Raw genomic sequence first — 12,231 nt, forward strand, 5'->3', positions numbered from 1 at the left:
GGTTACAGTCCCAGCTCGTGGATGACCTCGCGGATCTCGACCCCGAGCCCCTCGACCGACGCGTCCGGGATCATCGCGGCCAGCTCCTCGACCCGTTCCCGGGTGGCACAGTCCAAGAGGTAGTAGCCGGCGAGGAACTCCTTCGCCTCCAGGAACGGCCCGTCCGTCACGGCCGGCACCCCGTCGCGCACCTTGACCACCGAGGTCTTGGCCGGCTCGGCCAGCGCGACCGTGCTGTGGAACTCGCCGGAGGCCTGCACGGTCTCGAGGAACTTCTCGTGCCCGCTGAAGATCGCCTGCTGCTCGGCCTCGGTCAACGCGTTCAGCACGTCCGGATTGATGTTCAGCACAACGAGATATTTCACGATCTCTCCTTCGCGATCGGCTCCCCAGCGGGAACCTCTTGTCATCAGTACGGAGCGGCCTCCGCCACTTTGACATAGCGTCTGGTCATGACTGAGCTGACTCTCGCGGACATCCAGGCGGCGGCAGGCCGGATCAAGGGATTCGCGCATCGGACACCGGTACTGACCTCGCGCACCCTGAACGAGCGGGTGGGCGCGGAGGTGTTCCTCAAGGCGGAGAACTTCCAGCGGATCGGCGCGTTCAAGTTCCGCGGCGCCTTCAACGCGATCAGCCGGCTCTCGCCCGAGCAGCTCGCCCGAGGCGTCGTGGCGTACTCGTCGGGCAACCACGCGCAAGCCGTCGCACTGGCCGCGCGGTTGGCCGGGACCACAGCGGTCAACCTGATGCCGAAGGACGCGCCGCCGACCAAGATGGCCGCCACCCGCGGGTACGGCGCCGAGGTGGTGACGTACGACCGGTACGGGCAGGACCGGGCAGCCCTGGCCAGGCAGCTGTCCGAGGAGCGCGGGCTGACCTTGATTCCGCCGTACGACCACTACGACGTGATGGCCGGGCAGGGCACGGTCGCCCTGGAGTTGATCGAGGAGGTCGGCCCGCTCGGCGCCCTGCTGGTACCGATCGGAGGCGGCGGCCTGATCTCCGGGTGTGCGACGGCCGCGACCGAGTTGTCGCCGGGCATACGAGTAATAGGTGTGGAGCCGGCGGCGGGTGACGACACCGCCCGCTCGCTGGCGGCCGGCGAGCGGGTCGAGATCGAAGTACCGCGGACGATCGCCGACGGGCAGGCCATCTCCACGCCGGGTGAACTGACCTTCCCGATCGTGCAGCGGTTGGTGGACAGCGTGACACTGGTCAGCGACGACGAGATCAGGGCCGCGATGACGTTCCTGTTCGAGCGGCTGAAGGTGGTCGTCGAGCCGAGTGGTGCCTGCGCGCTGGCAGCGTTGCTGGCCGGACGGATCCAGAACGTCCCCGAGCGCGTTGGAGTGGTGGTTTCAGGCGGAAATGTGGGCCTGGAGCGATGGTTCGAGGTGCTCGGAAAGCACTGAGCCAAGGGCGGCCTGAGTACGCACTGTGCTCGTTGTCACAGAAAGCGACTTCATGATGTGGCCGGGGTCACATGAATTCGCTGTGCGGGCGCCTGAGACACGCTCAGACGCGCTCAGGACACCTGGTGTTCATCCTGGATCGTTGAGCCGTCAGAGAGCCGCTCAGGGCCTTTCCGGAGGGTCTCTGTGGATCTGAGGGTTTGCGTCGTGATCGTTCTGTTATACAGTCGTCGGCGGTTCGACAAATGCGCCGAACTGCGAGTGTGTCAACGCCGAGTCCTGCCAGGCACACCCGCTCCCCTCGAACACCACATGGCAGGAGTGGGGGACCCAGGAAGTTGGGTTCCGACCGTGAGTGGTCGGATCCCTGGGGTGAAGTCCGCGGGAGCGGACCGGGCTATTGACTCTCAGCCCGAACCCGACAGCTAACTTCACAGGCGTCGGGAGACAACCATGCCCGTCACTGCCCGACGGACAGCGCTTCATGGCGCCGTCAGTCAGTCCAGCGATGCCAGTACCCGGCCCACCGGCCGCGGGTTGGCAAAGCACCGCAAGTCCAGCAAGTCCGCGGCCGCCCCTCGGGCCGCAGCAGCCGTCCTCTCGGTCGGCCTCGCCGTCGGTGGTGGAGCCGCGATCAGCGTGGTCAGCGCTCCGCAGACCGCCTCGGCAGCAACCACCGCGAAGCTCACCGCCGGCCAGATCCGCGGTAACGCGAGCATCGCCAGTCGCCCCCTGATTCGCTTCCGCGACTCGGGCAAAACCGTCAAGTACGTCCAGAAGACGCTGCGTCTGCGTCAGGACGGCTGGTTCGGTAACAGCACCGTCGGCGCGCTGAAGAAGTTCCAGCGCTCCTGGGGCCTCAGCGCCACCGGCTACATGAACAAGCCGACCTGGGGCCGGCTGACCTGGGCCGCCAACCACGGCGTGCTCTACGGCAAGGTCGGTACCAAGGCCGCCACCACCACGACCTTCCGTGCGAAGGTCCTGCGCGAGGCCGCGAAGCTCAAGGGCACGCCGTACCGCTACGGCGGCACGACCACCAAGGGCTTCGACTGCTCCGGCTACACCGGCTACGTCTACAAGAAGGCCGGCAAGAAGCTGCCCCGCACCTCGCGTCAGCAGTACAGCGCGACGAAGCACATCAGCCGCGCGACGGCGAAGGCCGGCGACCTGGTGTTCTTCAAGAGCGGTGGCGGCGGCGTCTACCACGTCGGCATCTACGCCGGTGGCGGCATGCTGTGGCACGCCTCGAAGCCGGGCAAGCCGATCGGCAAGGCGAAGATCTGGACCAGCAGCGTGGCCTTCGGCCGTGTCTGAGGATCCGACCCGTCAGCGGCACTGACTCCCCCCTCGGGCCGCTGACCTGACAACCGGTCGTGGCGTCGTCACCCCCACCCCTCCGACGACGCCCGGCCGGTTGTCCATCTCCGGACGCAAGGCACTAGGTGTCCAGCAATCCTGCGTCGTGGGCCAGGATCGCCACCTGGACCCGGTTGGTGGCGTCCAGCTTCACCAGCACCCGCGAGACGTGCGCCTTCACGGTCGCCTCGCTCATGAACAGCTCCCGGCCGATGTCGGCGTTCGACAGCCCGCGGGCCACCGCCGCCAGGACTTCGCGCTCCCGATCGGTGAGTGCGGTCAGCCGTTCCCGCGCGGTCCGCTGCCGGTCCGTCCGCGGATCCGCCGCGAAGTGCCCGATCAGCCGCTTCGTCACCGCCGGCGAGAGCATCGCGTCGCCGGCCGCCACCACCCGGACCGCCTGGACCAGCTCACGCGGCGGGGTGTCCTTGAGCAGGAACCCACTCGCCCCGGCCTGCAGCGCCCGGAACACGTAGTCGTCCAGGTCGAACGTGGTCAGTACGACGACCTTCGGCGGATCCGGCAGCGCCTGGACCTCCCGGGTCGCGGCCAGCCCGTCCAGCCGTGGCATCCGGATGTCCATCAGCACGACGTCCGGCTTGTGCTCGCGAACCATCCGGGCCGCATCGGCACCGTCGTCGGCCTCCGCGACCACCTCGAGATCGTCAGCGGACTCCAGGATCATCTTCAGTCCGGCCCGGACCAATGCCTCGTCGTCCACGATCAACAGCCGCGTCATCGCTCTCCTTCTTTGCCATCAGACCAGGGCAACCAGGCCTCAACCCGCCACCCGCCGTCTTGTGTAGGTCCGGCGTCGAGACGCCCACCGGATAGCGTCACGCGCTCGCGCAGCCCAACGAGGCCTGCGCCGGAGCCGGGCAACAGTGAATCAGCCGCCACCGGCCGGACGTTCGTCACCCGCACATTGACCCCGGTCCCGGGCGCGCCTTCGACCAGTACCTCGGTATGGACCCCGCGCGCATGCTTGTGCACATTGGTCAGCGCTTCCTGGACGACCCGGTAGACCGTCCGCCCGACCAGGGCCGGCACGTCGTCCGGCAGGTTGAACGAGCTCGTCACCTGGACGCCGGCCGCGCGCGACGCCTCCACCAACCGTTCCAGATCGGCGGCACGTGGTACCGGAGCGAGGTCGGCGCCGTTCTGGCTCAGGTCGGTCCGTAGTACGCCGAGGACCTCGCGCAGATCCTCCATGGCCTGCCGGGCCGTCTCCCGGATCAGGCCGGCCGAGCTCTCCACCTTGTCGGGGCCGACGGCCGGGTTCACCTCGAGCCCACCGGCGTGCAGCGCGATCAAGGAGACCTTGTGGGCCAGTACGTCGTGCATCTCCTGCGCGATCCGGGCCCGCTCGCCCAGCCGGGCCTGCTCGGCTCTCAGCTCGCGCTCGGCCTCCGCACGCTCGGCCCGGTCCCGCAGCGAAGCCATCAGGTCCCGCCGGGCACCGATGTAGGCGCCGACCGCCACCCAGGCGCCGATCACGAAGGGGCCGGTGAAGATGGGCACCCAGAGGTCGCCGTTGGACGGACGGTTCTGGAGCACGTAGGCGACGTACGCCGCCAAGGTCAGGACTCCCATGGCGAGGTCGCGCCGGCGGATCGCCAGGGTCAGCAGGGCGAGGCCGACCGGCATGAAGACCCCGACCGAGCCGAGCGCGACCACCGCGATGATCGTGACGGTGACTGGGTACTTCCGGCGCCACCACAGGGCCAGCGACGCGACGATGCCGACACCGAGCACCGCCCAGTCGCTGGTGTGCCAGCCCGGTTTGCCGGAGGACGCCTGCGCGACGATCGTCAGCAGGCTGAATGCGACGTACAGGACATCCCGGATGCGCGGGGCGCGCCGGATGAACCAGGCGTACCAGCGCCGCAACCGTTGCATTGAGTCAGCGTAGTCGCGGCACATCACGACTTACGTCCCTCTTCCGTTGATGCCTGGTGTCCCCCATCGGGTGGGGGTCCGGCAGGGTTTCCGGCGACTTAAGTAGGGGGTCACCGGAGACGGTCGGTCGATGTGCCGAGGGGGTCGTGGCCGGAAGAGTAAGGGCCATGATCACAGTCGAGAACCTCAGCAAGCGCTACGGCCACCACGCGGCGGTCAGCGACGTCTCCTTCACGGTCGAGCCGGGCAGCATCACCGGCTTCCTCGGCCCGAACGGCGCCGGCAAGTCGACCACGCTGCGCATGCTGACGGGGCTCACCCCGCCCAGCTCCGGCCGCGCCACCATCGCCGGCAAGAAGTACGCCGACCTCCCGAACCCCGGGCGGGTCGTCGGGGTCATGCTCGACGCGGCGGCCCAGCACCCGGGCCGGACCGGTCGCGAGACGCTGCTGCTCAACGCGTCGCTGCTCGGCGTACCGAACAGCCGGGCGGACGAGATGCTGGAGGCGGTCGGGCTCACGGGGGCCGCGAAGCGCCGGGTCGGTCAGTACTCGCTGGGGATGCGCCAGCGGCTCGGTATCGCCGCAGCGCTGCTGGGCGACCCCGCCGCGCTGATCCTGGACGAGCCGGCCAACGGTATGGACCCCGAGGGCATCCGCTGGATGCGTGGACTGCTGCAGGACTTCGCCTCCCGCGGCGGCACGGTGATCCTGTCCAGCCACCTGCTGGGCGAGGTCCAGGCGACCGTCGACCGGCTGGTCGTCATCGGCGGCGGCAAGATCGTCGCGAACGGCTCGCTGGAGGAGCTGCTGGCCGGTAGCGGCACGCTCGTCCGCGGCCTCGACCCGATCGGCCTGAACGAGGCCCTCACCGCCGCCGGACTCAACCTCGAGCCGCTGTACGACGGCGCGCTGCGCGTCGACGCCACCGCCGAGCAGGTCGGCCGCGCCGCGGCTGCCGCCGGCCAGGTCCTGATCGAACTGCGCGAGAGCGACGGCGCCGGCCTGGAGGAGCTGTTCTTCCAGCTCACCAGCCCCACCGCCGCAGCTGCCTGATCACCCCGAACCTTCCAGCTCCAGGAGTACAAACATCATGGCTGTCACCGAAATCTCTTCTCCGGCTCTCGCGGCCGCTCCGGGCAAGCACCGGGCCGCCGTCGCCACCTCCCTGCCGCCCGCACGCGGCCAGTCCTTCCTCAAGCTCGTCGCGATCGAGCTGCGCAAGTCGGTCAACACCCGCAGCGGCCGGTTCCTGATCCTGGGCATCCTGGCACTGGCGGTCGCCGCGCTGACCTGGCAGCTCACCCACCTGAACGACGGCGTACAGCGCTTCGACGGCTACCTGGCCGCCGCGTCGACCGGGGTCATGCTGATCCTGCCGGTGATCGGCGTGATGGCGATGACGAGTGAGTGGACCCAGCGGACCGCGCTGACCACGTTCACGCTGTCGCCGCGCCGGATCCGGGTCCAGTTCGCCAAGTTCGTCTCCGCGATCCTGCTGAGCGCCGTGGTCCTGAGCGTGACCGCGCTGATGGCACTGGCCGCCACGGCGATCGGTGGCGCCATCGACGGCGGCGGAGCCTCGTACGCCGGAATCGGCGGCGCGCTGGCCGGCGCCTACCTGTCGACCGCGCTGAACGTCGTGATGGGTGCCGCCTTCGGCGCGGTGATCGCCCAGACCGCCGTCGCCATCCTGGTCTTCTTCGTCGCCCCGACCGCCTGGGCCCTGGCCGGACCTGCCCTGTTCAAGGACAACGCGAACTGGCTGGACGTGTTCGGCGCCTTCGGCCGGATCGCCGAGCGTGACCTGCACGGGATGCTGCCCGAGACGCTCACCGCGATCGGGGTCTGGGTGGTCCTGCCGACCATCGTCGGACTGTGGGCAAGCTCACGTCGCGAGGTGAAGTAGCCCCGCTGAGGGGCCCAGAACGCGGGAGGCCTGGCCGGTTTGAGGGGACCGGACAGGCCTCCCGGCACGTGATCGGACCTCTTCGGAGGTCCAGTCAGGGGGCGGTGCGTGTGTCGGACACCGGCTCCGGGTAACCTGTAACCACGATTACTGACGACTGATCCGTGGGCGCCACGCTGCGTACCCGGTTGACTTGTGCGAGGGGGTCGACGCTATGGGGCGCGGCCGTGCAAAGGCCAAGCAGACGAAGGTCGCACGCGACCTGAAGTACCGCACCTGGGACACCGACTTGGACCAGCTCAAGAAAGAGCTGTCCGGCGGGGACGAGGGTGGTACCTCTGCGAACGGCAACAACGACACAGACGTCGGCGATGACGCCGACGACTACCACCCCCGTCGGTAAAGCCGCAGCAGCACTCTGACCTGTCCAGCGTCCTCAGGGCGCTCGGACAGGTCGACTGTGCTTGGCCGACGTAGTTCCACCACACGGCAGGACAGGTCCTTCTAGCCTGCCCTGTCGACGCGTTGAGGTCCGGGGCGTTTCTGCGGTGCCCGCTGAGCGGTTTCTGGGCGCAGGCGAAGCGTCTCGGCTCGAGCCGTCCGCGCTGCACGACGCCCGTGCTGCTGCCGCGCCTGTCCTGCTGCTGCGTCCTTGCGCTGCGGCGCCCCCTTGGACGCCACAGCGGCTTGACGGTGCTTCAGCTCGCGTAGTCACCCTGTAGTTCGACGCCTGCCTTGGCGTCGGTGGCTGCGCTGACCTCGCCGCACACCCAGGCGTTGATGTCGCGCTCGGCCAGCGCCGCGATCGCGCGATCCGCCGCGGCCGGGTCCAGGACGGCGACCATGCCGACGCCCATGTTCAGCGTCTTCTCCAGCTCGAGCTGCGGGACGCCGCCCAGCTGACCGACCAGCCCGAAGATCGGCGCCGGCGTCCAGCTCGACCGGTCGATCCGGACCGCGAGGTCGTCGGGGATGACCCGGGCCAGGTTGGCTGCGAAACCACCGCCGGTGATGTGCGACATCGCGTGCAGCGGCTTCTCGTCGGAAGCGTTGAGCTCCTGGATCACCTCGAGGCAGTGCTTCGCGTACACCCGCGTCGGGATCAGCAGCGTGTCACCCAGCGTGCCGCCCAGCTCGGGCACCTCGCGGTCGAGTTGCCAGCCGGCCCGGTCGAAGAACACGTGCCGGACCAGGCTGTAGCCGTTCGAGTGCAGGCCGGAGGATGCCATCGCGACCACCACGTCGCCCGCCCGGACCCGGTCGGCGCCGATCACCTCGTCGGCCTCGACTACCCCGGTCGCAGCGCCGGCGACGTCGTACTCGTCGGCCTCCAGCAGTCCGGGGTGCTCGGCCGTCTCGCCGCCGACGAGCGCAGTACCGGCCTCGACGCAGGCCTCGGCGATGCCCTTGACGATCTGCGCGATCGTCTCCGGGACCACCTTGCCGGTGCAGATGTAGTCGGTCATGAACAGCGGCTCGGCGCCGCAGACGACCAGGTCGTCGACGACCATGCCGACCAGGTCGAAGCCGATCGTGTCGTGCCGGTCCATCTTCTGCGCGATCGCGACCTTGGTGCCGACGCCGTCGGTCGAGGTCGCCAGCAACGGCCGCCGGTACGCCGTCAGCGCAGTCGCGTCGAACAGCCCGGCGAAGCCGCCGAGCCCGCCGACGACCTCCGGACGGGTCGCCTTGGCCACCCATTCCTTCATCAGCTCGACGGCCCGGTCACCGGCCTCGATGTCGACGCCGGCGGCCGCGTAGCTCGCGCCCTCGCTCACTGTGGTTCTCGCTTTCTTGGGGGGCTCTTTGCTACGGCCGGGACAGCGCGTCGGCAGCGCCGGCGCCACCGGACACCGTGGCGAGGCCGTCGATGTCGGTGCTCACCGGTACTTCGAGCAGGTGCTTGCCGAGGTGCTCCGGCTCCGGCAGCGCGACCGGATAGATCCCGTCGAAGCAGGCGCGGCAGAGCTTGTCCTTGGGCACCGAGGTGGCCTCGATCAAGCCGTCGAGGCTGACGTACCCGAGGGAGTCGGCGCCGATCGAACGGCAGATCTCCTCGGTGTTCAGCCCGTTGGCGATCAGCTCGGCCCGGCTGGCGAAGTCGATGCCGTAGAAACACGGCCACTTGACCGGCGGCGACGAGATCCGGACGTGGATCTCCTTCGCCCCGGACTCGCGCAGCATCTTGATCACCGCGCGCTGGGTGTTGCCGCGGACGATCGAGTCGTCGACGACGACCAGGCGCTTGCCCTCGATCACCTCGCGCAGCGGGTTCAGCTTCAGCCGGATGCCCAGCTGGCGAATGGTCTGGCTCGGCTGGATGAAGGTCCGGCCGACGTAGGCGTTCTTGACCAGCCCGGAGCCGTAGGGGATACCCGACTCCTCGGCGTACCCGATGGCGCCCGGCGTACCGGACTCCGGGGTGGCGATCACCAGATCCGCCTCGACCGGGTGCTCACGGGCCAGCTGACGGCCGACCTCGACCCGGGTGGTGTGGATCCGCTGACCGGAGATCTGGGTGTCCGGGCGGGCCAGGTAGACGAACTCGAACAGGCAGCCCTTGGGCTCGGCCTCGGCGAACCGGGTCGAGCGGAGGCCGTCCTCGTCGATCGCGACGATCTCGCCCGGCTCGACCTCACGGATGAAGCTCGCGCCGACGATGTCGAGCGCGGCGGTCTCGCTGGCGATCACCCAGCCCCGCTCCAGCCGGCCGAGCACCAGCGGGCGGATGCCCTGCGGGTCGCGGGCGGCGTACAGGGTGGATTCGTCCATGAAGATCAGGCTGTAGGCACCCTTGACCTTCGGCAGCACCTTGGCGGCCGCCTGCTCGATGGTCAGGTCCGGGTAGCCGGCCAGCATCGAGGTCAGGATGTCGGTGTCCGAGGACGCGCCGTGCTTGGCGTTGGCCTTCGCGTGCTCGACGTCCAGGTCCAGCCCCAGGTCGAGGTCGTCGCGGCCGCCGAGCGTCGCGGCCAGCTCACCGGTGTTGGTGAGGTTGCCGTTGTGCCCGAGCGCGATCGAGCCGGTGGCCGTCGACCGGAACGTCGGCTGGGCGTTCGCCCAGACGCTCGATCCGGTCGTCGAGTACCGGCAGTGCCCGACCGCGATGTACCCCTTCAGCGAAGCGAGCGTCGCCTCGTCGAAGGCCTGGCTGACCAGCCCCATGTCCTTGTAGACCAGGATCTGACTGCCGTTGCTGACCGCGATGCCAGCCGACTCCTGCCCCCGGTGCTGCAGAGCGTAGAGCCCGAAATAGGTGAGTTTGGCGACCTCTTCCCCCGGTGCCCAGACCCCGAAGACGCCACAAGCGTCCTGCGGGCCTAGATCCTGCGGGTCAAGATCATGAGTGAGCCGACCATCGCCACGAGCCACGCAGAGCAGTCTACGGGACGCCGGACGGGCTAGTGCTCACCCCAGCAGAGCTGCTGCTGACCACACTGCGGGTGGTCCGGCTCGCCGGCGCTCTGCACCCCGGCGCCCGATCCGCTGGTCAAAAGCGCCAATCCCAGCACAGCGGCGGCAGTCGCGACTACAGTTGGCAACTTCTTGCTCACGGCATGTCCTCCGAAATAATGTGAACCGGCAAACAAGCGCTCAATGTCGACGCTCTCTGTATATGGTCGGTTCCAAACAAGTGTTGAAGGAGTGAACGACGTGCTGGAACCGCTCGGTGTGGACGAACCCACCTTTGCGGTCTATCACGCCCTGCTGAGCAATCCGGACAGCTCTCCTGAGCAGATTGCCTCGCTGGTAAATCTTCCATTGTCAGAGGTTCACCGGATGCTGGACGAGCTGCGAAAGCTCGATCTGCTGGTACCGACCTGGCTGGACCCGTCGACCGAGCACCCGGTGCACCCGCGGGTCGGCCTGTCCGGACTGGTCGAGCGCCGCCGCGGCGAGCTGAACCGGATGGCCGACGAGCTGCGCCTGGCCGAGTCGTCGGCCGACGTGATCTCCGAGCAGTACAACGAGCTGCTGACCGCTCGCAGCAGCGGCGACGTCGAGGTACTCAAGGGCCGGGAGAACGCCTCGCGGCGGATCGAGGAGCTCGGCCTCCGGGCGCAGACCAGCTTCTGGGGAATGATCCCGGCACACATCGACGACACCCTGGGGGTGGAGCCGGAGAAGTCGCCCGACATGGATCTGCTCAACCGCGGCCTCCGGATGCGCACCATCTACCTGCAGAGCATGACCGTCTCGAAGCCCGGTATCGACTACGCGGCCACCCTGCACCGGCTGGGTGGCGAGGTGCGGGCGACGCCGACCCTGCCGATGCGGCTGCTGATCCTCGACCAGGAGATCGCCATCATGGCGATGGACCCGGAGAACCCGACCGCCGGCGCGCTGATCCACCGCAGCCCGGCCGTACTTTTCCTCGCGATGGCGCTCTTCGACGCCTACTGGGCCCGCGCCAGCGAACTCTTCTCCCCCGAGGACCGCGACGACAACAACCCCCTCACCCCGCACGAGGCCGAGGTCCTCCGCCTGCTGGCCGGCGGCGCCAAGGACGAGCAGGTGGCCCGCCTCCTGGGCATCTCGCTCCGCACCGCCCGCCGCATCACCGCCAACCTCTCCGAACGCCTCGATGCCACCTCCCGCTTCGAGCTAGGAGTAGCCGCCGCCAAACGCGGCTGGGTCTGACGGTGTTCGAGTCAGTCGGCTTCGACGACGCCACTCTGCAGACCTACCAGGCGCTGCTGAACGAGCCCCGCCTGTCCACCGAGGAGCTGGCCGCTCGCACCAACCTGTCCACAGCGGAGGTCGAGGCGAGCCTGGCGGTCCTGCGCGAACTCAAACTCGTCGTGCCGGGCTGGTCGGACGACCACGAGTTCGCGCTCCACCCCAACCTCGGGTTCTCCATCCTCAGCCAGCATCGGCGCCGGCAGCTCGAGCAGCTGACCGAGCAACTGCACCGGGACGAGTTGCAGGCCGAATTGATCACCCAGCAGTACAACGATTCGATGCTTCGCCGCGACGAACGCGAAATCGAGATCGTGGAAGGCCGGGAGCGCGCCAACCAACGGATCGGGCAATTCCGTCCGGAGAAGTCGATCTGGGTCTTCAACCCGGCCGAAAGAAACGACATTCCGCGAACCACCGGCGACGATTCACCGGACGCCCGTTATCTGAAAAGCGGTTTGGATTTCCGGATGATTTGCCTGGTCGCGGCCACGGCCGGCAAATCCACCCTCGACTATCTCCGCTGGATGACCGACCAGGGCGGCCGAATTCGGGCCACCCCGAGCCTGCCGATGAAAATGCTGCTGTTCGACGGCAGTGCCCTCGTCCTGCCGCTCGACCCCGACGAACACACGGCGGGCCTGATCGTCCATCACGGAAAGGCCGTCGTCACGATGGCCAGGACGATGTTCGAGCACCACTGGCAGCACGCTGCGGACGTCTTCAGCCCTGAACCGGATCGAGCCGACGAGATCACCCCGCAGGAGCGGGAGCTCCTGTATCTGCTGGTGCAGGGAGCTACCGACGATCAAGCAGGGCGGAAGCTGGGACTGTCCCTGCGGACCATCCGGCGGATGGCGGCCAAGCTCGGTGAGCAGGCCGGGGCTTCGGGGCGGTTCGAGCTGGGCGTTCGAGCGGCTCAGCGGGGGTGGGTTCGGTGAGTTGTGGGCTAGACCAATCGAAGAATAGC

General features: G+C 68.4%; 13 protein-coding genes and 1 riboswitch. Of the genes, 7 read left to right on the forward strand and 6 right to left on the reverse strand.

The features are described 5' to 3' along the window. Positions 1-2: 2 nt before the first annotated feature. Positions 3-365 (reverse strand): YciI family protein, encoded by a 363-nt coding sequence (locus tag AB0M15_RS08860; RefSeq protein WP_363815516.1) that lies wholly within the window; start codon positions 363-365, stop codon positions 3-5. Positions 366-452: 87 nt separating this feature from the next. Here AB0M15_RS08860 and AB0M15_RS08865 point away from each other — a divergent pair, with 87 nt between their 5' ends. Together AB0M15_RS08865 and AB0M15_RS08870 are read left to right on the forward strand one after the other, a co-directional pair. Further along, a complete protein-coding gene (locus AB0M15_RS08865) occupies positions 453-1,415 on the forward strand; it encodes a threo-3-hydroxy-L-aspartate ammonia-lyase (protein ID WP_363815517.1) in 963 nt (320 codons plus the stop codon). A gap of 260 nt (positions 1,416-1,675) precedes the next feature. After that, positions 1,676-1,869: riboswitch (cyclic di-AMP (ydaO/yuaA leader) on the forward strand. After that, complete coding sequence (locus tag AB0M15_RS08870) at positions 1,869-2,732, forward strand: NlpC/P60 family protein (RefSeq protein WP_363815519.1); 864 nt, start codon at positions 1,869-1,871, stop codon at positions 2,730-2,732. It overlaps the preceding riboswitch by 1 nt. A 124-nt stretch (positions 2,733-2,856) precedes the next feature. Here the strand turns inward: AB0M15_RS08870 and AB0M15_RS08875 are convergent, their stop codons facing one another. Beyond that, positions 2,857-3,513, reverse strand: coding sequence for a response regulator transcription factor (locus AB0M15_RS08875; RefSeq protein WP_328332927.1), 657 nt, complete (start codon positions 3,511-3,513; stop codon positions 2,857-2,859). Then, entirely contained in the window at positions 3,510-4,673 is a 1,164-nt protein-coding gene (locus tag AB0M15_RS08880) for a histidine kinase (RefSeq protein ID WP_363815521.1), read from the reverse strand. Before AB0M15_RS08880 ends, AB0M15_RS08875 begins: the two co-directional genes overlap by 4 nt. Before the next feature lie 167 nt (positions 4,674-4,840). On the opposite strand from AB0M15_RS08880, the gene AB0M15_RS08885 reads away from it, so the two are divergent. The 3 genes from AB0M15_RS08885 (at position 4,841) to AB0M15_RS08895 (ending at position 6,984) form a co-directional block, all read left to right on the forward strand. Continuing rightward, positions 4,841-5,728 (forward strand): ABC transporter ATP-binding protein, encoded by an 888-nt coding sequence (locus AB0M15_RS08885; RefSeq protein WP_343970813.1) that lies wholly within the window; start codon positions 4,841-4,843, stop codon positions 5,726-5,728. Positions 5,729-5,765: 37 nt separating this feature from the next. Further along, complete coding sequence (locus AB0M15_RS08890; RefSeq protein WP_363815524.1) at positions 5,766-6,581, forward strand: ABC transporter permease; 816 nt, start codon at positions 5,766-5,768, stop codon at positions 6,579-6,581. A 214-nt stretch (positions 6,582-6,795) separates the two neighbouring features. After that, on the forward strand, positions 6,796-6,984 hold the full coding sequence (locus tag AB0M15_RS08895) for a DUF3073 domain-containing protein (RefSeq protein WP_020389018.1): 189 nt from the start codon (positions 6,796-6,798) through the stop codon (positions 6,982-6,984). A gap of 295 nt (positions 6,985-7,279) precedes the next feature. On the opposite strand, the gene purM is transcribed toward AB0M15_RS08895, so the two are convergent. Genes purM through AB0M15_RS08910 form a run of 3 tightly spaced genes read right to left on the reverse strand, consistent with a single transcriptional unit; the run spans position 7,280 to position 10,135 of the window. Then, positions 7,280-8,359 (reverse strand): phosphoribosylformylglycinamidine cyclo-ligase, encoded by a 1,080-nt coding sequence (purM, locus tag AB0M15_RS08900; RefSeq protein WP_363815526.1) that lies wholly within the window; start codon positions 8,357-8,359, stop codon positions 7,280-7,282. Between the two features lie 31 nt (positions 8,360-8,390). Continuing rightward, on the reverse strand, positions 8,391-9,953 hold the full coding sequence (purF, locus tag AB0M15_RS08905; RefSeq protein WP_363815528.1) for an amidophosphoribosyltransferase: 1,563 nt from the start codon (positions 9,951-9,953) through the stop codon (positions 8,391-8,393). Between the two features lie 29 nt (positions 9,954-9,982). Beyond that, the gene (locus AB0M15_RS08910; RefSeq protein ID WP_363815530.1) at positions 9,983-10,135 is read right to left on the reverse strand and encodes a hypothetical protein; all 153 of its coding nucleotides are present in this window, start codon (positions 10,133-10,135) and stop codon (positions 9,983-9,985) included. 100 nt (positions 10,136-10,235) lie between these two features. On the opposite strand from AB0M15_RS08910, the gene AB0M15_RS08915 reads away from it, so the two are divergent. Beyond that, the gene (locus tag AB0M15_RS08915) at positions 10,236-11,222 is read left to right on the forward strand and encodes a LuxR C-terminal-related transcriptional regulator (protein WP_363815532.1); all 987 of its coding nucleotides are present in this window, start codon (positions 10,236-10,238) and stop codon (positions 11,220-11,222) included. A 2-nt stretch (positions 11,223-11,224) separates the two neighbouring features. Next, the gene (locus AB0M15_RS08920; protein WP_363815534.1) at positions 11,225-12,202 is read left to right on the forward strand and encodes a hypothetical protein; all 978 of its coding nucleotides are present in this window, start codon (positions 11,225-11,227) and stop codon (positions 12,200-12,202) included. Positions 12,203-12,231: the final 29 nt, after the last annotated feature.

Source organism: Kribbella sp. NPDC051718 (assembly GCF_040681515.1).
Classification (GTDB): domain Bacteria; phylum Actinomycetota; class Actinomycetes; order Propionibacteriales; family Kribbellaceae; genus Kribbella.

What these genes read in the sequence shown, in the direction of transcription:
- AB0M15_RS08865 (WP_363815517.1), top strand. Translation starts at nt 453, where the DNA reads ATGACTGAGCTGACTCTCGCGGACATCCAGGCGGCGGCAGGCCGGATC.
- AB0M15_RS08880 (WP_363815521.1), bottom strand. Translation starts at nt 4,673, where the DNA reads ATGCAACGGTTGCGGCGCTGGTACGCCTGGTTCATCCGGCGCGCCCCG.
- AB0M15_RS08895 (WP_020389018.1), top strand. Translation starts at nt 6,796, where the DNA reads ATGGGGCGCGGCCGTGCAAAGGCCAAGCAGACGAAGGTCGCACGCGAC.
- AB0M15_RS08870 (WP_363815519.1), top strand. Translation starts at nt 1,869, where the DNA reads ATGCCCGTCACTGCCCGACGGACAGCGCTTCATGGCGCCGTCAGTCAG.
- AB0M15_RS08875 (WP_328332927.1), bottom strand. Translation starts at nt 3,513, where the DNA reads ATGACGCGGCTGTTGATCGTGGACGACGAGGCATTGGTCCGGGCCGGA.
- AB0M15_RS08885 (WP_343970813.1), top strand. Translation starts at nt 4,841, where the DNA reads ATGATCACAGTCGAGAACCTCAGCAAGCGCTACGGCCACCACGCGGCG.
- AB0M15_RS08890 (WP_363815524.1), top strand. Translation starts at nt 5,766, where the DNA reads ATGGCTGTCACCGAAATCTCTTCTCCGGCTCTCGCGGCCGCTCCGGGC.